The organism is Agromyces arachidis (assembly GCF_052805135.1).
Genome location: NZ_JBRBDK010000001.1, coordinates 602,739 through 622,979, shown reverse-complemented (window position 1 = coordinate 622,979; position 20,241 = coordinate 602,739). Strand labels below are relative to the sequence as shown.

Here is a 20,241-nt window from a genome sequence, read left to right as displayed (position 1 = left end):
CGGCCTGCTCCTGGGGAGCGGCCTCCTGCTGGGGCGCGGCCTGCTCCTGGGGAGCAGCCTGCGCCTGGGGAGCGGCCTCCTGTTGCGGCGCGGCCTGCTCCTGGGGAGCGGCCTCCTGCTGGGGCGCGGCCTGCTCCTGGGGAGCGGCCTCCTGCTCGGGTGCGGCCTCCGCGGCGGGCGCCGACTCGGCGGCCTCGGCGCCGGCGCCGCTGCCGTCACCGATGGTGACGAGCGCAGTGCCGACCTCGACGGTCTCGTCCTCCTGGACGAGGATCGCCTCGATGACACCGGCGACCGGCGAGGGGATCTCGGTGTCGACCTTGTCGGTCGAGACCTCGAGCAGCGGCTCGTCGACCTCGACACGGTCTCCCACGTTCTTCAGCCAGCGGGTGACCGTGCCCTCCGTGACACTCTCACCGAGTGCCGGGAGGCTGACGGATTCGCTCATGCGCTTGTCTCCTTCACAGCGTGTGACGCGTTCTAGCTTATTGCAGTCGGGTTTCGGCGGACCGGGATCAGAGCGCGTGCAACGGCTTGCCGGCCAGCTTCAGGAACGCCTCGCCGAGGGCTTCGTTCTGCGTGGGGTGCGCGTGCAGCAGGGGAGCGATGTCCTCCGGGTACGCCTCCCAGTTGACGGCCAGCTGGGCCTCGCCGATCAGCTCGCCGACGCGGGCGCCGATCATGTGGACGCCGACGACCGGTCCGTCGTTCACGCGGACGACCTTGATGGAGCCGCTGGTCTCGAGGATGTGGCTCTTGCCGTTGCCGGCGAGGTTGTACTCGTACGAGGAGACCTCGTCGGCACCGAACTTCTCGGCGGCCTTGGCCTCGGTGTAGCCGATCGAGGCGACCTCGGGCTCGCAGTAGGTGACCTTGGGGATGTTCACGTCCTCGACGACGATCGGGTTGAGGCCCGCGATCTCCTCCGCGACGAAGATGCCCTGCTGGAAGCCGCGATGCGCGAGCTGGAGTCCCGGGACGATGTCGCCGACGGCGTACACGCCCGGGACGCTCGTCTTGAGGCGCTCGTCGGTGATCACGAAGCCGCGGTCGATCGTGACGCCCGCCTCCTCGTAGCCGAGGTTCGCGGTGACCGGCCCGCGGCCGACCGCGACCAGCAGCAGCTCGGCTTCGATCGTGTCGCCGTTCTCGAGCGTGATGACCACGCCGTCGTCGTGCTGGGTGACGCCCTGGAAGCGCACGCCGAGCTTGTAGTCGATGCCCCGCTTGCGGAACGCGCGCTCGAGCTGCTTCGAGATCGACTCCTCCTCGTTCGGGACGAGGTGGGGGAGCGCCTCGATGATCGTCACGTCGGAGCCGAACGACTTCCAGACGCTCGCGAACTCGACGCCGATGACCCCGCCGCCGAGGATGGCGACCTTCTGGGGCACGAAGTCGAGCTCGAGGGCCTGCTCGCTGGTGATGACGCGTCCGCCGATCTCGAGGCCCGGGAGCGAGCGCGAGTACGAACCCGTCGCGAGCACCACGTTCTTGCCGACGAGGCGCTGCTCACCGACCTCGACGGTGTTCGCGGAGACGAGGCGCCCCTCGCCCTCGACCACGGTGATGCCGCGGGCCTTCACGAGACCCTGGAGTCCCTTGAACTTGCTCGCCACGATGCTCTCGCGGTACTTCGTCACGGCCGGGACGTCGATGCCCTCGAACGTCGAGCGCACGCCGAACTTCGCGGACTCGCGCGAGTTGTCGGCGATCTCGGCGGCGTGCAGCAGGGCCTTCGTCGGGATGCAGCCTCGGTGGAGGCACGTGCCGCCGAGCTTGTCCTTCTCGACGAGGGCCACGCTGAGGCCGAGCTGGACGGCGCGCAGCGCGGCCGCGTAGCCTCCGCTGCCGCCTCCGAGGATGACGAGGTCAAAGTTCTGCTCGGACAAACCGGAATCTCCCTTGCGCGTCGGATCTGCGGCGAGAACTGCCCGGCTGGTGGCCGGGCAGGCTGCACGGGCGGTGATCGCCCCTACGACCTTACTACCTGGCGGAGAGCTGCTCGCCCAGCGCCACGAGCGTGCGGACGGCCGCCCCGGTGGCGCCCGGACCGGTGTGCCCCCACGCCGATCCGGTGTTGAACGACGGGCCGGCGATGTCGAGGTGCGCCCACGGGATCCGGGCCGCATCCTCGCCCTCGCGGCGCCCGACGAACTCCTGCAGGAACACGCCGGCGAGCAGCATCCCGGGGACCACCGTGCCCAGCTTGGTGTTGGCGAGGTCGGCGACGTCGGACTTCAGCAGCGGACGCAGGTCGGCCGGAAGCGGCATCGGCCACACGGCCTCGCCGGCGGCATCCGCTGCACGTCGCACCGCGTCGACCAGGTCGTCGTCGCCCATCAGCCCCGAGATGCGGTTGCCGAGCGCGACGACCTGGGCGCCCGTGAGGGTCGCCACGTCGACGATCGCGTCGGGCTGCTCCTCGCTCGCGGCTGCGAGCGCATCCGCCATCACGAGCCGGCCCTCGGCATCGGTGTTCAGCACCTCGACGGTCGTGCCGCCCTTCATCCGGATGACGTCGTTCGGGCGGGCGGCATCGCCGGAGGGCATGTTCTCGGCGAGGCAGAGCCATCCGGTCACGCGAACCGGGACCTCCAGCTCGGCGAGCGCGACCATCGCGGAGAGCACGGCCGCAGCGCCGGCCATGTCCGACTTCATCCCGACCATCGACGCGCCGGGCTTCAGCGACAGGCCGCCCGAGTCGAAGGTGATGCCCTTGCCGACGAGCGCGAGGTGCACGGATGCCGCGGCAGGGGAGTAGTCGAGCCGGACGAGCCGCGGCGGGCGCGACGACCCGCCGCCGACCGCGAGGATGCCGGCGAACCCCTCGTCGGCGAGCTCGGACTCGTCGAGCACGCGAACGTCGATCCCCGTGGCCGACGCGGCCTCCGCCGCCAGCTCGGCGAGCGCCGCGGGCGGCAGGTCGTTCGGCGCGTCGTTGACCAGGTCCTTCGTCCGCGCGACCGCGGCGACGGTGGCACGGACCCGGTCGATGCGGATGGCTCCGGCATCGTGACCGGTGTGCAGGACGATCCGCTCGGCACCCGACGGCACGTCCCGGTAGCGGGTGTACGCGTACGCTCCCATCCCCGCGCCCTCGAGCGCCGCAGCGGTCTCGTCCGCGTCCGCGTCGGCGGGCGCGCACACCACGATCGCCGTCGAGGACGGCAGGGCGCGGGTGCCGGCCCCGGCGGCGAGGCGGAGGGCGGCGGCGTCGGCCGAGTCGCCGAGGCCCGCGACCGCGACGACCCGTCCGGGCTCGCGCGGCTCGACGAGCCGGACGACCTCGTCGGCGACGCCCTTCGCACCGAGTGCGGCGAGGGCGGCACCCACCCACTCGAAGCCGGCCGGTGCGAGCGATTCCGCCCCCTCGGCGCCGCGTCGGGCGAACACGACCAGGGCGTCGACGTCGGAGGGAACGGTGCTGCTGAGTTCGAGGAGGGGAGCGGGCATGCCTTCGATCGTAGGTGTTCGCTGAGGGCATGCCCGGCGCCGTCCGGGATCGGCCCGGCCGCGCCCGCGACGTCAGTAGCCTTGAAGCATGCACGATCCCCGTTCCCTGTACGAGCTCGCCGAGGTCGAGGTGCCGCCCGGCCTTCCCCTCGTCGCCGGGCTCACGGGATTCGCGGACGCCGGGGGCGGCGTCGCACAGACCACCGAGTACCTGCGATCCACCCTCGAGACGACCGTCGTCGCGACGTTCGATGCGGACGAACTGCTCGACTACCGGGCGCGCCGGCCGATCATCATGTTCGAGGAGGACCACCTCACCGACTACCGGCCGCCGCGGCTCGCGCTCGACCTGGCCCGCGACGAGCTCGGCCAGCCGTTCCTCCTGCTCACCGGGTTCGAGCCCGACTTCCGATGGGAACGGTTCTGCGCGGCGGTCCTCGACCTCATCGAGCGGCTCGCGGTCGGTTCGACCACGTGGATCAACTCGATCCCGATGCCCGTGCCGCACACGCGCCCCATCGGGGTGACCGTGAGCGGCACCCGGGACGACCTCGTCGAGGCGATGTCGGTGTGGCGCCCGACGACGCAGGTGCCGGCCAACGCGCTGCACCTGGTCGAGTACCGGCTCCAGGAGCGCGGGCACCCGACCACCGGCTTCGTGCTGCTCGTCCCGCACTACCTCGCCGACGCCGAGTACCCCTCGGCCGCCGTCGCGGCGCTCGAGGCGGTGAGCGCGTCGACGGGCCGCATCTTCCCGACGGACGCGCTCCGGGAGCAGGGGCGCGACTTCGTCGCGAGGATCGACGAGCAGGTGGCCGAGAACGGCGAGCTCGCCAAGCTCGTGCATGCGCTCGAGGAGCGCCACGACGCCTACATGGAGGGCACGTCGCTGCGGTCGCCCCTCACCGACGAGGACGGCGAGCCGCCGTCGGCCGACGAGATCGCCGCCGAGCTGGAGAAGTTCCTCGCGGCGCGACGCCATCGCGACGACGAACCGGGCTGACCCGCGGCCTCGCCGGGAATGTCTGCCGCGCGTTCGGCGTTGTGGTGGTCGAGGGGCTGGAGCGCCCGATTCCGGCGGAGTCGCGGGACGGATGACGCTTCCGTACCTGTATAATGGGGGAAGGACCCGTTCTGGTCCGCCGTGTGGCTCGCGCCGCACACCGCGCGGACTTGACATGGGTCCTCATCGTGTCCGAAATCGCCGGATCGCGACGTTCTCCGCGTGTCCGAGCTCGGACACCGCGCGCGACGGCGAGGAAGAGGTTCATACGCATGGCATCCAAGGCCACCAAGGCGGCGACCGACGAGGTCGAGGCGAGCGCCGCCGCCCCGAAGCGCGCCGCCACGACGAGGAAGACCGCCGCGGCCAAGCCCGCGGCGAAGACCGCCGCGAAGGCCCCCGCGGCCAAGTCCGCCGCTGCCGAGTCGGACGCCGCCGCCAAGCCCAAGCGGGCGACGACCGCGTCGAAGACCCCCCGCGCGTCGACGGCCAAGTCGTCGACCGCGAAGTCGTCGAAGTCGAAGTCGGCCGCCGCGGCCGACGGTGACGAGGCCGCCGAGCTCGACGACGCCGCTCCGGACGCCGCCGAGGCGGCGGTCGACGCGGCCGCTGAGGCCGCGGCCCCCGCGGAGGACGAGGAGGAGGCCAAGCCGATCCCCGTCGAGCCGCACCCGACCGGCGCCCTGGTGCTGCGTGCGTCCGACGACGAGGACGAGATCCCCGTCTACTCGACCACGATCACTGGCGCGACGGCCGACCCGGTCAAGGACTACCTCAAGCAGATCGGCAAGGTCGCGCTGCTGAACGCGGCCGAAGAGGTCGAGCTCGCGATGCGCATCGAGGCCGGCCTGTTCGCCGAAGAGAAGCTGTCGCACATGTCCGACGCCGAGAAGAAGTCGCAGCTCGGCCGCGAGTTGCAGTGGGTCGCGCGCGACGGCCAGCGGGCCAAGAGCCACCTGCTCGGCGCGAACCTGCGCCTCGTGGTTTCGCTCGCCAAGCGATACACCGGCCGCGGCATGCAGTTCCTCGACCTCATCCAGGAGGGCAACCTCGGCCTCATCCGCGCGGTCGAGAAGTTCGACTACACCAAGGGCTTCAAGTTCTCGACCTACGCGACCTGGTGGATCCGCCAGGCGATCACGCGCGCGATGGCCGACCAGGCCCGCACCATCCGCATCCCGGTGCACATGGTCGAGGTCATCAACAAGCTCGCACGCGTCCAGCGGCAGATGCTGCAGGACCTCGGCCGCGAGCCCACGCCCGAGGAGCTGTCGAAGGAACTCGACATGACCCCCGAGAAGGTCATCGAGGTGCAGAAGTACGGCCGCGAGCCCATCTCGCTGCACACGCCGCTCGGCGAGGACGGCGACAGCGAGTTCGGCGACCTGATCGAGGACACCGAGGCGGTCGTCCCGGCCGACGCGGTCGGCTTCACGATGCTGCAGAAGCAGCTCGAGTCGCTGCTCGACTCGCTGAGCGAGCGCGAGGCCGGCGTCATCCGCATGCGCTTCGGCCTCGGAGACGGCATGCCGAAGACGCTCGACCAGATCGGCGACACCTTCGGCGTGACCCGCGAGCGCATCCGCCAGATCGAGTCCAAGACGATGGCGAAGCTCCGCCACCCGTCCCGGTCGCAGTCGCTGCGCGACTACCTCGAGTAGGCCGCCGGTGAAGTACGCGCCGGCGATCCTCGTCGGCCGGCTCGTGAGGATCGCCGCCCGGCTGCGCAAGCCGGGCGGCGGTTCGGCGGTGCCCGGCCTCATCGTCAACCGCATCGCCCCCGGCTACCTCCGTTCCACGCTCTCCGGATTCCCGCAGGGCCTCGTCGTCGTGTCCGGATCGAGCGGCAAGTCGACCACGACCAAGATGCTCGTCGCGATCCTCCGCGCCCACGGGGAGCAGGTCTTCACCAACCCCTCCACGGCGAACATCAGCCAGGGGCTCACCTCCGCGCTGCTCGAGCAGGCCGACTGGCGCGGCCGCGTGCCGGGCGACGTCGCGGTCCTCGAGATGGACGAGGGCCACGGGGCGCTCGTGATGCAGGGCGTGGACGCGCGCGTCGTCACGCTCACCAACGTGATGGTCGACCAGATCGACCGCTTCCACGACTCCGACATGGTCGCCGGAATGCTCGCCCGCATCGCCGACCGCGCGCACGAGGCGGTCGTGGTCAACGCCGACGACGGCTACCTGCTCCGCCTCGCGGCCGACCTGCGGCCCGGCGTCGCCGTCCGCCGGTTCGGCGTCTCCGAGTCCGTCCTCGCGGCCGCGCCGAGGGGGCTCGGCCACACGGAGACGAGCCGGGTCCGGCTCGCCCCGGAGGAGGGCGTGGTCGTCTCCGCCGTCGACGGTGCGTCGACCGTGCTCGCAGACGGTGCGGTATCCGTCCCCGTGGGCCTGCCGGCGCGTGGCACGCATTACGCCGTGGATGCGGCGGCAGCATGGGCGACCGCGAAGCAGGTGCTCGGCGAGCGCTTCTCCGCCGCTACCGCGGCCGAGGCGCTGGGCTCGATTCCGGCGGTCTTCGGTCGCGGCGAGCGCGTGACGGTCCGCGGGCAGGAGGTCGACTTCGTCCTCGTGCAGAACCCGGCGAGCTACCAGCTCAACGTCGACAGCATCCCGCCCGGGACGGAGCAGATCCTCTTCGCGATCGGCTCCGACGTGCGGGACCCCTCGTACTTCTGGCCGGCCGACGCCTCGTCGCTCGGGCGGGTCTCGATCGTGAGCGGGTCGAAGGCCGCCGAAGCCGCGCTCATGCTGGCCTACGACGGCGTCGCGATCGATCGCGTCGAGCCGGAGCTGTCGCGGGCGCTCGACGACTTCCTCGCCGCGCCAGCGCCGACCTCGGGCGTGAAGACGATCGTCTTCTCCGCCGACTCGATGCGCCGGACGCGCGCCCACCTCGGACTCACGGGAGCGGAATGACCCTCACGATCGTCTCCCTGCTGCCCTCGCTGCAGAACACCAACGGCGACGCCGAGAACGCCGCCGTGCTCGCCGCGCGCGCACGATGGGCCGGTCTCGACGCCCGCGTGGTCGCCGTGGAGACGGCGGCCGACCTGCCCGAGCGCGTCGACGCGGTCGTGCTCGGCTCCGGGAGCGACGCTTCGCTGACCGTCGTCCGCGAGCGGCTGCTCGGCCTGGTCGACGAACTCCGGCGATGGGGCACCGAGGGCGTGCCGATCCTCGCAGTCGGCACCGGCTGGGAGCTGTTGAGCTGGGGGATCGAGCGGGCCGACGGCACGACCGTCGAGGGGCTGGGCGTGCTCGCCGGGCGCGGCGTGCCCCGCGCCGAACGGGTCACCGGCGACCTCGTCGTCCAGATGCCCCGGATCGGCCAGCTCGTCGGGTTCGAGAACCACGCGCGCGACTACATCGGCGCCGAGGCCTCGCCGCTCGGGCGCGTGCGCGCCGGAACCGGCAACGGACGCGGTTCGGGCCAGGAGGGCGTCCGGATGGGCGACGTCATCGGCACCCACTTGCACGGCCCCGTGCTCGCGAAGAATCCGCGGCTGGCCGACGCGATCCTCGAGCGCATGTGCGAACGGGCCGGCCTCGCGTACGCGCCCGGGGTGCACGCCGTGGAGGTCGACCGCTACGCGGAGGTCGCGCGCCAGGCGCAGTTGCGTGCCGTCGGCGTGGCTCCGGCCTGAGCCATCCGCAACGACGAACGCCCCGGAGGAGCTCCGGGGCGTTCGTGGTGTCGGGGACGCGCTCAGTCGCGCGTGTCGGTGAGGAGCCGGCTCGACTCGTCGTGCCAGCTGTGGGCGATCTGCGACAGCTTCTCCTCGTGCTTGCGGCCGTGGTGGGCGCAGAAGAGGAGTTCGCCGCTCGAGACGACCACTCGGATGTAGGCCTGCGCGCCGCAGGCGTCGCACCGGTCGAGGGCGGTGAGCTCGTGAGGGGTGTCGATCTCGTCGACTGCACCGGCGGTGTCGGTGTACTGGTTCATGGCGCCTCCTCCGTAGCTCACGATCCGATCTGTCTGCATCAATGAAAACACGCCGGATGCTGCGAAGCTTCCGTGCGGCCCCGCATTTCGCTCAGCGCGAAGCGCCTGTCCGGCATCCGGGGTGGCCCTCAGTAGGCTTGTGCGACGTGAGCTCCGACTATTCCGCCCGCCATCTCTCCGTGCTCGAAGGCCTCGAGGCCGTGCGCAAGCGTCCGGGCATGTACATCGGCTCGACGGACTCCCGCGGGCTCATGCACTGCCTGTGGGAGATCATCGACAACTCGGTCGACGAGGCGCTCGCCGGCCACGGCGGCACGATCGACGTCGTGCTCCACCGCGACGGCAGCGTCGAGGTGCGCGACCGTGCTCGCGGGATCCCCGTCGACGTGGAGCCGAAGACGGGGCTCTCCGGGGTCGAGGTCGTGTTCACGAAGCTGCACGCGGGCGGCAAGTTCGGCTCGGGCTCGTACTCGGCGTCGGGCGGGTTGCACGGCGTCGGCGCCTCGGTCGTCAACGCCCTGTCCGAACGCCTCGACGTCGAGGTCGACCGCGGCGGAGCGACCTGGGCGATGTCGTTCCACCGCGGTGAGCCGGGCGTCTTCGACGACCGCGGGACGCCGTCGCCCACCGCATCGTTCACGCCGTTCGAGCAGTCGAGCGAGCTCCGCAGGGCCGGGCGTGTCGCGAAGGGCGTGACGGGCACGAGGGTGCGGTACTGGGCTGACCCCCAGATCTTCACGAAGGGCGCCGAGTTCCAGCTCGACGAGCTGTTGAACCGCGCTCGCCAGACCGCCTTCCTCGTTCCCGGCCTGGCGATCTCGGTCGTCGACGAGCGCGGCGAGGAGCCAGAGACCCATCGGTTCCAGTTCGACGGGGGCATCTCCGAGTTCGTCGAGCACCTGGCCGTCGACGGCGCGGTGACCGACATCTGGCGACTCACGGGCGACGGACGCTTCACCGAGACCGTCCCGGTGCTCAACGACCACGGCGCGATGATCCCCACCGACGTCGAACGGCACTGCCACGTCGACATCGCCCTGCGCTGGGGCACGGGGTACGACACGGTGTCGCGCAGCTTCGTGAACATCATCGCGACGCCCAAGGGCGGCACGCACCAGGCCGGCTTCGAGCAGGGCCTCCTGAAGTTCCTCCGGCAGCAGGTCGAGCAGAACGCCCGCCGGCTCAAGGCCGGCAACGACAAGGTCGAGAAGGACGACGTCCTCGCCGGGCTCACCGTGGTCCTCACGGTGCGGTTGCCCGAACCGCAGTTCGAGGGCCAGACGAAGGAGGTGCTCGGCACGCCCGCCGTCCGGTCGATCGTGGCCTCCGTCGTCCAGAAGGCGCTGGGGGAGCGGTTCGCGTCGACCAAGCGGGACGACAAGGCGCAGACCTCGTTGCTGCTGGAGAAGATCGTCTCCGAGATGAAGGCGCGGATCTCCGCCCGCACGCACAAGGAGACGCAGCGGCGCAAGAACGCCCTCGAGACCTCGTCGCTGCCCGCGAAGCTCGTCGACTGCCGCTCGACGGATGTCGCGCAGAGCGAGCTGTTCATCGTCGAGGGCGACTCGGCGCTCGGCACTGCGAAGCTCGCGCGCGACAGCGAGCACCAGGCGCTCCTGCCGATCCGGGGCAAGATCCTCAACGTGCAGAAGGCGAGCATCGCCGACATGCTGAGCAACGCCGAGTGCGCGTCCATCATCCAGGTCATCGGGGCGGGTTCCGGGCGCACGTTCGACCTGTCCACGGCACGCTACGGCAAGGTCATCATCATGAGCGATGCCGACGTCGACGGCGCCCACATCCGCACCCTGCTGCTGACGCTCTTCTTCCGCTACATGCGTCCGATGATCGAGGACGGCCGCGTGTTCGCCGCCGTCCCGCCGCTGCACCGGATCGTGGTCATGAACCCGGGGTCGAAGCCGAACGAGGTGATCTACACCTATTCCGAGGCCGAGCTGAGCGGCGTGCTCGCGACCCTGCGCAAGCAGGGGAAGAAGTACCAGGACCCGATCCAGCGATACAAGGGACTCGGCGAGATGGATGCCGACCAGCTGGCCACCACCACGATGGACCGGCGGCACCGCACGCTGCGTCGAGTCGGGGTCGCCGACGCGGAGAACGCCGGGCGCGTCTTCGAGCTGCTGATGGGCAACGAGGTCGCGCCTCGGAAGGAGTTCATCGTCGACAGCGCTGCGGCGCTCACCCGCGACCGCATCGACGCCTGATCGGGGCCCGCCCCGCTCGCGCATTCGCGGACGGGGCGGCCACGCGGGGGATCAGCGGATGCCGCGTCCCACCGCCTGGACGGGGCCTTCGAGGGGCTGCCCGGAACCGTCTCGCCTGCCCCCGACCTCCGGCAGCGCGCGGACGGAGCCGTCCGCGGCCAGGCCGTGAGCCGGACCTCGGCCCACCCAGGCGACGGCGAGGGCGTCCTGGCCCTTCAGGAACCGGTGCGCGCGCACGCCGCCGGTCGCCCGGCCCTTCCCGGGGTACTCGGAGAACGCGGTGACCTTGGCCGCGCCGGGATCGGCCCCGAGCAGCGTGTCGCTGGCTGCGGCGACGGTGACGACGACCGCGTCGTCGACGTCGGCCCGCGGGATCGACTGGAAGTCGATCACGCGCCGGCCCGCGGCGAGCTTGATGCCGGCCATCCCTCCGGCCGGGCACCCCTGCGGGCGCACCGCGGATGCCGGGAAGTGCAGCAGTTGGGCGTCGCTCGTGACGAACACCAGCTCGTCGTCGTCGCCGCCCTGCGATGCGCCCACGACGCGGTCGCCCGGCTTGAGGGAGACCACCTCGAAATCGGGCCGATTGGGGTAGTTGCCGGGCGAGACCCGCTTGACCACGCCCTGCTCCGTGCCGAGCACGATGGGCTGCGACGAGTCGAGCGAGACGATCGCGAGGACCTTCTCGTCGCGATCGGCGAGGGCGAGGTACTCCGCGACCTTCACCCCGGCCGCCAGGTGCACGGAGTTCGACGGCAGGACGGGGAGCTCGAGCGGGGAGAACCGGATGAGTCGTCCGGCCGAGGTCACGGCGCCGATCTCGGTGCGGCTGGTGGTCGCGAGCTCCGAACGCACGGCGTCGTGCTTCGCCCGGCGCGTCGGGGGAGTGAGCTGGACCGCGTCGGCGCCGTCGGCGGCATCGATGCGGGCGATGCGCCCGGTCGCGCTGAGGATCACGCGGCACGGCACGTCGGCATGCTGCAGCTCCGCCGGGTCGACCGCCCGACGGGTCTTCGGCTGCACCTTGGCCTCGGTGAGCATCGTCCGTCGCGGCGAGCCGTACAGGTCGGCGGCGCGGCCCAGTTCGTCGCCCACCATCGCGCGGATCCGCAGGTCGCTGCCGAGCAGGTCCTCGAGGTCGGCGATCTCGGCGAGCAGCTGGTCGCGCTCGGCCTCGAGCTCGATCCGCGAGAACCTGGTCAGGCGTCGGAGCCGGAGCTCGAGGATGTACTCGGCCTGCAGCCGGCTGAGGTCGAACACGTCGATCAGGCGCCCGCGCGCGGCATCCGCGTCGTCGCTCGTCCGGATGACCTGGATGACCTCGTCGATGTCGAGGATCGCGATGAGCAGTCCCTCGACCAGGTGCAGTCGTTCGCGGCGGCGCGCGAGCCGGAACTCGGAACGGCGGGTCACGACCCGGATCCGGTGGGCCAGGTACACCTCGAGCAGCTCGCGCAACCCGAGCGTCTGCGGCTGCCCGTCGACGAGGGCGACGGCGTTGATGTTGAAGCCGTCCTCGAGCGGCGTGAGCCGGTACAGCTGCTCGAGCACGGCCTGGGGGTTGAAGCCGGTCTTCACGCCGATGACGAGGCGAAGCCCGCGATTGCGGTCGGTGAGGTCGGTGACGTCGGCGATGCCGGTGATCTTCTTGGCGTTGACGCCGTCCTTGATCTTCTCGATGACCTTCTCGGGACCGACGAGGTAGGGCAGCTCGGTGACCACGAGGCCCGTCTTGCGCGCGGTGAGCTGCTCGATGCTCACCTTGGCGCGGGTCTTGAACGAACCCCGGCCGGTGGCGTACGCGTCGCGGATGCCGGCCAGGCCGACGATCGTGCCGCCGGAGGGGAAGTCCGGGCCGGGGACGTACTCCATGAGCTCGTCGAGGGAGGCCTCCGGATGCTCGAGGAGGTGGCGCGCCGCGGCGACGACCTCCACGAGGTTGTGCGGCGCCATGTTGGTCGCCATGCCGACCGCGATGCCGCTCGCGCCGTTGACGAGCAGGTTGGGGATCGCCGCGGGCAGCACCTCGGGCTGCTGGTGGGAGTTGTCGTAGTTCGGCACGAAGTCGACGACGTCCTCGTCGAGGTCGTCCGTCATGGACATCGCGGGCGGCGCCATCCGCGCCTCGGTGTAGCGCGCTGCGGCCGGGCCGTCGTCGAGCGAGCCGAAGTTGCCGTGGCCGTCGACCAGCGGGACGCGGAGCGTGAACGGCTGCGCGAGCCGGACGAGGGCGTCGTAGATCGCCGAGTCGCCGTGCGGGTGCAGCTTGCCCATGACCTCGCCGACGACGCGCGCCGACTTGACGTGGCCGCGATCGGGCCGCAGGCCCATGTCGCTCATCATGTAGAGGATGCGGCGCTGCACGGGCTTCAGGCCGTCGCGCGCGTCGGGCAGCGCTCGCGAGTAGATCACCGAGTACGCGTACTCGAGGAACGAGCCCTGCATCTCTTCGGCGACGTCGACGTCGTCGATGCGTTCTGCGATGGGGGTGGCGGGGGGCTCGTTCTTGCCTGGGCTCATTCGTCGTCTCTGCGCGGGGCGTGCCGGGGCACGCGCGGGGAACGGGGACCGCGCCCCGGGTCCTGTGGAAGACTGGGCGCGATGCCTGCCATGCTACCGGTGCCCGCCGACGGTGCTCCGAGGCTCACCGCGGTCCTCGGCGCCGCCCTCGCATCCGTCGCGGGCACGCAGAACGTCCTCGACCTCCCGGCCGCGTCCTCGGCGGTCGTCGTGCTCATCGACGGGCTCGGGGCGGCCAACCTCGCCGCGCGCTCGGGCCATGCGAGGACCCTCGCGGGCCGGATGGCACGGCGCGACGTCATCCGGACGGTGTTCCCCTCCACGACCGCCGCCGCGATCGCGAGCTTCGCCACCGGGTTGATGCCCGGCGCGCACGGGCTGATGGGGTACCGCGTGCCCGACCGGGCGCACGACCGGGTCGTCAACCAGCTCAGCGGCTGGGACGACCGGATGGTGCCCGAGACGTGGCAGCCGCACCCCACGATCTTCGACCGTGCCGTCGAGCGCGGCATCCGCGCCGTCGCCGTCGGCGGCACCCGCTACGCCGACTCGGGTTTCACGCGAGCGGTGCTGCGAGGCGCGGAGTACCGCGCGGGGGCGAGCGTCGCGGACCGCTTCGCCGAGGCCATGCGCATCGTCCGCGAGGGTCCGGCGCTCGTCTACGTCTACGTGTCGGAGCTCGACCAGATCGCCCACGCGCACGGCTGGGAGTCCGACCGGTGGATCGCCGCGCTCGAGTCCCTCGACGCCGAGGTGGCCGGGTTCGAGGCGCGGATGCCGCGGGGGACCGGGCTGCTCGTCACCGCCGACCACGGCATGGTCGACGTGCCGCCGCACCGCCACCGGTTCGTCGACGACCGACCCGACCTGCTCGAGGGGGTGCGTCACGTCGCGGGGGAGCCGCGCTGCCTGGGCCTCGTGCTCGAGCCCGGCATCGGACCCGGGCCTCGGGACGCGCTCGTGGCGGGATGGCGCGAGGCCGAGGGCTCGCGCGCGTGGGTCATGTCGTCGGACGAGGCGGTCGCGGCGGGCCTGTACGGCGATGTCGAGCCGGGCAATCGCGACCGGATCGCCGACATCCTGATCGCCGCTCGCTCCGGGGTCGCGTACTACGACCGGCGCGACGCCGACCGGCGAGGCGAGTCCATGGTCGGCCAGCACGGCTCGGCGACCGACGACGAGACGCGGATCCCGCTCATCCGGATGGGAGCGTTCGCCCGGCCGTGAGGCGGACCGGTCAGGCCGGGTACTGCCCGCGCTTGACCTGGGGCTTGGGCAGGCGCAGCGGACGCAGCTGCAGGGCGCGCATCGCGGCGTACCAGCGGATCCGCTCGACCCGCTCGGCGCCGAACCGCGCGGCGAGCTTCCGCTGCAGGACCGAACCGAGGATGATCACGTCGACGACCGAGATGAGGAAGAACGCCCACAGGGCGAAGATCCCGATGGTCTGGACCTCGTAGCTCGGCACGAAGGTCAGGATGATCACCGCGAACATGACGGGGATCAGGATCTCGCCGACGCTGAAGCGCGCGTCGACGTAGTCGCGCACGTACTTCTTCTGCGGTCCGCGATCACGCGCGGGAAGGTACTTCTCCTCGCCCGCGGCGAGTCCGAGGCGGGCACGCTCACGGGCCTCCGTAGCTCGAGCGCGCGCCTGCCGCGACGCCTCCTTGCGGTCGTCCGGGACCAGCGGCCGCTTCCGCGCGGCCTCGCGCTCGGCACGCGTGGGGGTCGGGGCGCCCTTGCCGACCTTGCGGGCGGCGTCATCGCCGTCGCCGGTCTGCGGAGCGGGGGTGTCGGTGCTGGGGTGCTTGGCCACGGGAGTCCTCGTCGAATCGGTTCCCCTTAAGATTACCCGCATGACCGACCTGCGACCCGACGTCCCGCCCGCCCCCGCATCCGATCGGGGGAGCGGCGGATCCGAGGTCGTCGCTCGACTCCGAGAGGCCGTCGAGGCCGGATTCCCGTCGACGATCGCCGACCTGGGTCGCCTGGTGCGCATCCCCTCCGTCTCCTGGGCCGCGTTCGACCCGGAGCACGTCGCGCGGAGTGCCGACGCCGTCGCCGAACTGGTCCGGGGCACGGGCCTGTTCGAAGTGGTCGACATCCGCCGCGCCGCCGTCGGCTCGGAGGGCGACACGCTCGGCCAGCCCGCGGTGGTCGCACGACGCGCGGCCCGCAACGGGCGTCCGACCGTCCTCCTCTACGCCCACCACGACGTCCAGCCTCCCGGGCGCGACGAGGACTGGGAGTCCGAGCCGTTCGAGCCCACGCTGCGAGGCGACCGCCTCTACGCTCGCGGCGCCGCCGACGACAAGGCCGGCGTCATGGCCCACATCGCGGCCATCAGGGCACTGGTCGAGGTGCTCGGCGACGACCTCGACCTCGGGCTCGCCCTCTTCATCGAGGGGGAGGAGGAGTTCGGGTCGCGCTCGTTCGCCGAGTTCCTCCGCGAGAACCGCGACCTGCTCGAGGCGGATGCGATCGTCGTGGCCGACTCGAACAACTGGGACGTCGACACCCCGGCACTGACCGTCGCCCTGCGCGGCAACGTCACCTTCCGGCTGACCGTGCGCACGCTCGACCACGCGTCGCACTCCGGGATGTTCGGCGGAGCCGTGCCCGATGCCATGCTCGCCGTGATCCGGCTCCTCGACAGCCTCTGGGACGCCGACGGCGCCGTTGCGGTCGACGGGCTCGAGTCGGCGTCGTTCGGGACGCCCGAGTACGGTGAGGCGCAGCTCCGCGCCGAGGCCGGTCTCCTCGAGGGCGTCGCGCCGATCGGCCGCGGCGCGATCCTCTCGCGTATCTGGGCGCAGCCGTCGATCACGGTCACGGGGATCGACGCGCCGACGGTGGCGAACGCCTCGAACACCCTCCTGCCGGCCGTGTCGGTGCGGATCAGCGCGCGGATCGCACCGGGTCAGGATGCCGGGGCCGCGTTCGATGCGCTCCGCGCGCACCTCGAGGGCAACGCCCCGTTCGGCGCCCGGATCGAGATCGACGACGTCGACACCGGACAGCCCTTCCTCGTGGACACGAGCGGGTGGGCGGTCGCCGAGACCAAGTCGGCGATGGCCGACGCGTGGGGGAGGGAGCCCGTCGACATCGGCGTGGGCGGATCGATCCCGTTCATCGCGCAGCTCGTGCAGGAGTTCCCGTCCGCCCAGATCCTCGTGACCGGCGTGGAGGACCCGGATTCGCGCGCGCACAGTCCGAACGAGTCCCTGCACCTGGGCGTCTTCCGTCGGGCCGTCCTCGCCGAGGCGCTCCTCCTGGCGCGGCTGCAGGACCGATCCGGTCACTGACGCCTGCGGGCGCGTCGGCCGCACGGCCGGACGTGCCGTGGGAGGGCATCCAGCCAGCGCGGGTACAATCGCGGTACCCGATCCACCGAGGAGTGACATGAGCGACACGATCACCGACGCCATCCACGGCGTGAAGCTGAGCGAGCCCGCGGCCGCCAAGGTTCGCAACCTCCTCGAGCAGGAAGGTCGCGACGACCTGCGCCTCCGCGTGGCGGTCCAGCCCGGTGGCTGCTCCGGCCTTATCTACCAGCTGTACTTCGACGAGCGACTGCTCGACGGCGACGCCGTGGTCGACTTCTCCGGCGTCGAGGTCGTCGTCGACAAGATGAGCGTGCCCTACCTCGACGGCTCCACGATCGACTTCGAGGACACGATCCAGAAGCAGGGGTTCACGATCGACAACCCGAACGCGCAGGGCAGCTGCGCGTGCGGCGACTCGTTCCACTGACCTCGCTCGATCTCGACGGAGGGAGACCCGCCCAGGCGGGTCTCCCTCCGTCGTTTCGCCCGGTGCGGTGGGATTTCTCCGTGGGTCGGCGGGAATGGATGCCCTGAGTGCACGAGCATGGCGCCGGTTCGGAGTAGGCTAGGACCGATCAATGCGCTTCGCTGAGAAGCGCCTTCGAGTCTCCCGAAAGGTCACCGGTGCGCCACAATCGCCGTCTCCGATGGGCTGCTGTTCCGATCGCAGCGACGCTCAGCCTCGTCCTCGCCGGATGCACGCAGGCACAGCTGAACGGATTCCTCCCCGGCTTCGAGGAGGGCGAGTCGCCCGTCACGAACCACACCGAGCGCGTCTCGGGGCTGTGGGTCACCTCGTGGATCGTGCTGCTCATCGTCGGCGTGGTGACCTGGGGCCTCACGATCTGGGCCGTGATCGCCTACCGCCGGCGCAAGGGCCAGACCGGGCTCCCGGTCCAGCTCCGGTACAACATGCCGATCGAGGTGTTCTACACGGTCGTGCCGCTGATCCTCATCCTCGGCTTCTTCGCGTTCACCGCACGCGACCAGGCCGCGATCGAGGAGCGCTTCGCCGAGAACGACGTCGATGTCCGCATCGAGGCCATCGCCAAGCAGTGGGCGTGGGACTTCAACTACGTCGACGAGGACGTCTACTCGCCCGGCATCCAGGCCCAGCTCGATGAGGAGGGCCCGGCCGGCTCGGTGAAGACGGACGAGCTTCCGACGCTCGTGCTCCCGGTGGGTGCGAACGTCGAGATCGCGCTCGAGTCCCGCGACGTGATCCACTCCTTCTGGGTGGTCGACTTCCTCTACAAGAAGGACATGTTCCCGGGCAAGACGAACTACATGTCGTTCGTGCCCGAGCGCGAGGGCACCTACGCCGGCAAGTGCGCGGAGCTGTGCGGCGAGTACCACTCGCTGATGCTCTTCAACGTCGAGGTCGTCTCCCAGGGCGAGTACGAGGACTACATCGAGTCGCTCCGCGACGCGGGCCAGGAGGGCCAGCTGTCGACCGAGTTCGACCGGAACCAGAACCTGCCCGGCACGGGCGCTCCCGATCTGAAAGAGGAAGAGTAAGCCGCGATGAGCACCAGCACCGCACCGGCTCGCCCCAGCGCGACGTCGCAGCCGTTCGGCGCCTCCACGGTGGAGCGCAAGGGCAACATCCTGGTCAAGTGGATCACCTCGACCGACCACAAGGTCATCGGGTACCTCTACCTGATCACCTCGTTCATCTACTTCCTCATCGGCGGCGTGATGGCGCTGATCATCCGCGCCCAGCTGTTCGAGCCCGGCCTCGAGATCATCCAGACGCGCGAACAGTACAACCAGCTGTTCACGATGCACGGCACGATCATGCTGCTGATGTTCGCCACCCCGCTCTTCGCGGGCTTCGCGAACGTCCTCATGCCGCTCCAGATCGGCGCGCCCGACGTCGCGTTCCCGCGCCTGAACGCCTTCGCCTACTGGCTGTTCAACTTCGGCTCCCTGATCGCGGTGGCCGGCTTCTTCACCCCGCAGGGCGCCGCGTCGTTCGGCTGGTTCGCCTACCAGCCACTCGCGTCGACGACGTTCTCACCGGGTATCGGCGGCAACCTCTGGATGCTGGGCCTCGGCATGTCGGGCTTCGGCACGATCATGGGCGCGGTGAACTTCATCACCACGATCATCACCATGCGCGCACCCGGCATGACGATGTTCCGCATGCCGATCTTCACCTGGAACACCCTCGTGACGTCGATCCTCGTGCTGATGGCCTTCCCGATCCTCGCTGCCGCGATCCTCGCCGCCTCGGCCGACCGCATCTTCAACGCGCACATCTACGATCCCGAGAACGGCGGGGTCATCCTCTGGCAGCACCTGTTCTGGTTCTTCGGGCACCCCGAGGTGTACATCATCGCCCTGCCGTTCTTCGGCATCGTGTCCGAGATCTTCCCGGTGTTCAGCCGCAAGCCGATCTTCGGCTACAAGACCCTGATCTACGCGACGATCGCGATCGCCGCCCTCTCCGTCTCGGTCTGGGCGCACCACATGTACGTCACCGGGTCGGTCCTGCTGCCGTTCTTCGCCCTCATGACGATGCTGATCGCGGTGCCGACCGGCGTGAAGATCTTCAACTGGATCGGCACGATGTGGCGGGGATCGATCACGTTCGAGACGCCGCTCATCTGGGCGCTGGGCTTCCTGATCACCTTCGTGTTCGGTGGCCTCACCGGCGTCATCCTCGCGTCGCCGCCGCTGGACTTCCACGTGTCCGACACCTACTTCGTGGTCGCGCACTTCCACTACGTCGTCTTCGGCACCGTGGTCTTCGCGATGTTCGCCGGCTTCTACTTCTGGTGGCCCAAGTGGACCGGCAAGATGCTGAACGAGACCCTCGGGAAGTGGCACTTCTGGCTGCTGTTCATCGGCTTCCACACGACGTTCCTCATCCAGCACTGGCTCGGCGTCGTCGCGATGCCCCGGCGGTACTACTCGTACCTCCCTGAGGACAACATCACCTGGATGAACCAGCTGTCGACGGTGGGCGCATTCATCCTCGCGGTGTCGATGATCCCGTTCTTCCTGAACGTGTACATCACGGCCCGTCGCGCACCGAAGGTCACCGTGAACGACCCGTGGGGCTACGGGGGATCGCTCGAGTGGGCAACGAGCTGCCCGCCGCCGCGGCACAACTTCACCTCGATCCCGCGGATCCGGTCCGAGCGTCCTGCCTTCGACCTGAACCACCCGGAGGCCGGCATCCCCGTGGGCATCGGCCCGGCGAAGGATGCCCCCGAGGCGCCCGTGTACGACGTTGACAGCAAGGAAGTCAAGTAGATGCGCACGAACGTCATCCTCTTCTGGGTCCTGACCGGATTCTTCGTCCTCGCCGCGGCGGTGTACGCGTTCTGGTCGTCGATCGACACCGCCGCGTCGCGGATCGCCGATTCGGGCGGCGGCGGTCCCGAGTGGGCCGGCACCGTGGCGCTCGCGCTCACCGCCATCCTCAGCGCGTTCATCGCCTTCTACCTCGGCCGCGTGCACAAGGAGCAGGGCGGTGAGCTGCCCGAGGACCGCCTCGACGCCAACATCGACGACGGCGACGCCGAGCTCGGCTTCTTCAGCCCGTGGAGCTGGTGGCCGATCGTCCTCGCCGGCGCCGCGGCACTCGGCTTCCTCGGTCTCGCCGTGGGCTTCTGGATCACGTTCATCGCGGTCCCGCTCGTCCTCGTGGCGCTCGTCGGGTGGGTCTACGAGTACTACCGCGGCAACTTCGCCCGCTGACACCGGCTCCCGACGCCCCCGGTCCTCTGGCCGGGGGCGTCGTCGTGCACG

The 20,241-nt window shown here is 70.6% G+C and carries 17 protein-coding genes; 11 read left to right on the top strand and 6 right to left on the bottom strand.

The genetic code is table 11. From position 1 onward, the window contains the following. From ACUY4T_RS02975 to ACUY4T_RS02965, 3 genes are all read right to left on the bottom strand, one after another. A partial coding sequence (locus tag ACUY4T_RS02975) for a biotin/lipoyl-containing protein (protein WP_446017395.1) occupies positions 1-448 on the bottom strand: 448 nt, incomplete at its 3' end. A gap of 67 nt (positions 449-515) precedes the next feature. Further along, positions 516-1,889: a dihydrolipoyl dehydrogenase gene (lpdA, locus tag ACUY4T_RS02970; protein WP_446017394.1), complete on the bottom strand. Its 1,374-nt coding sequence runs from the start codon at positions 1,887-1,889 to the stop codon at positions 516-518. Between the two features lie 94 nt (positions 1,890-1,983). Beyond that, on the bottom strand, positions 1,984-3,453 hold the full coding sequence (locus tag ACUY4T_RS02965; RefSeq protein ID WP_446017393.1) for a leucyl aminopeptidase: 1,470 nt from the start codon (positions 3,451-3,453) through the stop codon (positions 1,984-1,986). A gap of 88 nt (positions 3,454-3,541) precedes the next feature. Between ACUY4T_RS02965 and ACUY4T_RS02960 the strand changes: the two genes are divergently transcribed. The 4 genes from ACUY4T_RS02960 (at position 3,542) to ACUY4T_RS02945 (ending at position 8,109) form a co-directional block, all read left to right on the top strand. Next, positions 3,542-4,456 carry a proteasome assembly chaperone family protein gene (locus ACUY4T_RS02960; RefSeq protein WP_446017392.1) on the top strand — a complete coding sequence of 305 codons (915 nt, stop codon included), beginning with the start codon at positions 3,542-3,544 and terminating at the stop codon, positions 4,454-4,456. Between the two features lie 188 nt (positions 4,457-4,644). Further along, the gene (locus tag ACUY4T_RS02955; protein WP_446017391.1) at positions 4,645-6,117 is read left to right on the top strand and encodes an RNA polymerase sigma factor; all 1,473 of its coding nucleotides are present in this window, start codon (positions 4,645-4,647) and stop codon (positions 6,115-6,117) included. A gap of 7 nt (positions 6,118-6,124) precedes the next feature. Next, positions 6,125-7,381 (top strand): Mur ligase family protein, encoded by a 1,257-nt coding sequence (locus tag ACUY4T_RS02950; RefSeq protein ID WP_446017390.1) that lies wholly within the window; start codon positions 6,125-6,127, stop codon positions 7,379-7,381. Further along, complete coding sequence (locus ACUY4T_RS02945) at positions 7,378-8,109, top strand: type 1 glutamine amidotransferase (RefSeq protein WP_446017389.1); 732 nt, start codon at positions 7,378-7,380, stop codon at positions 8,107-8,109. Before ACUY4T_RS02950 ends, ACUY4T_RS02945 begins: the two co-directional genes overlap by 4 nt. 62 nt (positions 8,110-8,171) lie before the next feature. Here ACUY4T_RS02945 and ACUY4T_RS02940 read toward each other — a convergent pair whose 3' ends face one another. Beyond that, positions 8,172-8,408: a DUF7455 domain-containing protein gene (locus tag ACUY4T_RS02940; RefSeq protein WP_446017388.1), complete on the bottom strand. Its 237-nt coding sequence runs from the start codon at positions 8,406-8,408 to the stop codon at positions 8,172-8,174. 146 nt (positions 8,409-8,554) lie between these two features. Here ACUY4T_RS02940 and ACUY4T_RS02935 point away from each other — a divergent pair, with 146 nt between their 5' ends. Continuing rightward, entirely contained in the window at positions 8,555-10,633 is a 2,079-nt protein-coding gene (locus ACUY4T_RS02935) for a DNA gyrase/topoisomerase IV subunit B (RefSeq protein WP_446017387.1), read from the top strand. A 51-nt stretch (positions 10,634-10,684) separates the two neighbouring features. On the opposite strand, the gene ACUY4T_RS02930 is transcribed toward ACUY4T_RS02935, so the two are convergent. Next, positions 10,685-13,153: a DNA gyrase/topoisomerase IV subunit A gene (locus ACUY4T_RS02930; RefSeq protein WP_446017386.1), complete on the bottom strand. Its 2,469-nt coding sequence runs from the start codon at positions 13,151-13,153 to the stop codon at positions 10,685-10,687. Between the two features lie 81 nt (positions 13,154-13,234). On the opposite strand from ACUY4T_RS02930, the gene ACUY4T_RS02925 reads away from it, so the two are divergent. Then, a complete protein-coding gene (locus ACUY4T_RS02925) occupies positions 13,235-14,380 on the top strand; it encodes an alkaline phosphatase family protein (protein ID WP_446017385.1) in 1,146 nt (381 codons plus the stop codon). A gap of 10 nt (positions 14,381-14,390) precedes the next feature. Here ACUY4T_RS02925 and ACUY4T_RS02920 read toward each other — a convergent pair whose 3' ends face one another. Further along, the gene (locus ACUY4T_RS02920) at positions 14,391-14,972 is read right to left on the bottom strand and encodes a DUF3043 domain-containing protein (RefSeq protein ID WP_446017384.1); all 582 of its coding nucleotides are present in this window, start codon (positions 14,970-14,972) and stop codon (positions 14,391-14,393) included. 40 nt (positions 14,973-15,012) lie between these two features. Between ACUY4T_RS02920 and ACUY4T_RS02915 the strand changes: the two genes are divergently transcribed. The 5 genes from ACUY4T_RS02915 (at position 15,013) to ACUY4T_RS02895 (ending at position 20,190) form a co-directional block, all read left to right on the top strand. Further along, positions 15,013-16,461 carry a dipeptidase gene (locus tag ACUY4T_RS02915; RefSeq protein WP_446017383.1) on the top strand — a complete coding sequence of 483 codons (1,449 nt, stop codon included), beginning with the start codon at positions 15,013-15,015 and terminating at the stop codon, positions 16,459-16,461. A 97-nt stretch (positions 16,462-16,558) separates the two neighbouring features. Further along, positions 16,559-16,909, top strand: a complete 351-nt coding sequence (gene erpA, locus ACUY4T_RS02910; RefSeq protein ID WP_446017382.1) for an iron-sulfur cluster insertion protein ErpA — start codon at positions 16,559-16,561, stop codon at positions 16,907-16,909. A gap of 197 nt (positions 16,910-17,106) precedes the next feature. Beyond that, complete coding sequence (gene ctaC / locus ACUY4T_RS02905) at positions 17,107-18,000, top strand: aa3-type cytochrome oxidase subunit II (RefSeq protein ID WP_446017381.1); 894 nt, start codon at positions 17,107-17,109, stop codon at positions 17,998-18,000. A gap of 6 nt (positions 18,001-18,006) precedes the next feature. Beyond that, positions 18,007-19,743, top strand: a complete 1,737-nt coding sequence (ctaD, locus tag ACUY4T_RS02900) for an aa3-type cytochrome oxidase subunit I (RefSeq protein ID WP_446017380.1) — start codon at positions 18,007-18,009, stop codon at positions 19,741-19,743. Further along, positions 19,744-20,190, top strand: coding sequence for a cytochrome c oxidase subunit 4 (locus ACUY4T_RS02895; protein WP_446017379.1), 447 nt, complete (start codon positions 19,744-19,746; stop codon positions 20,188-20,190). Positions 20,191-20,241: the final 51 nt, after the last annotated feature.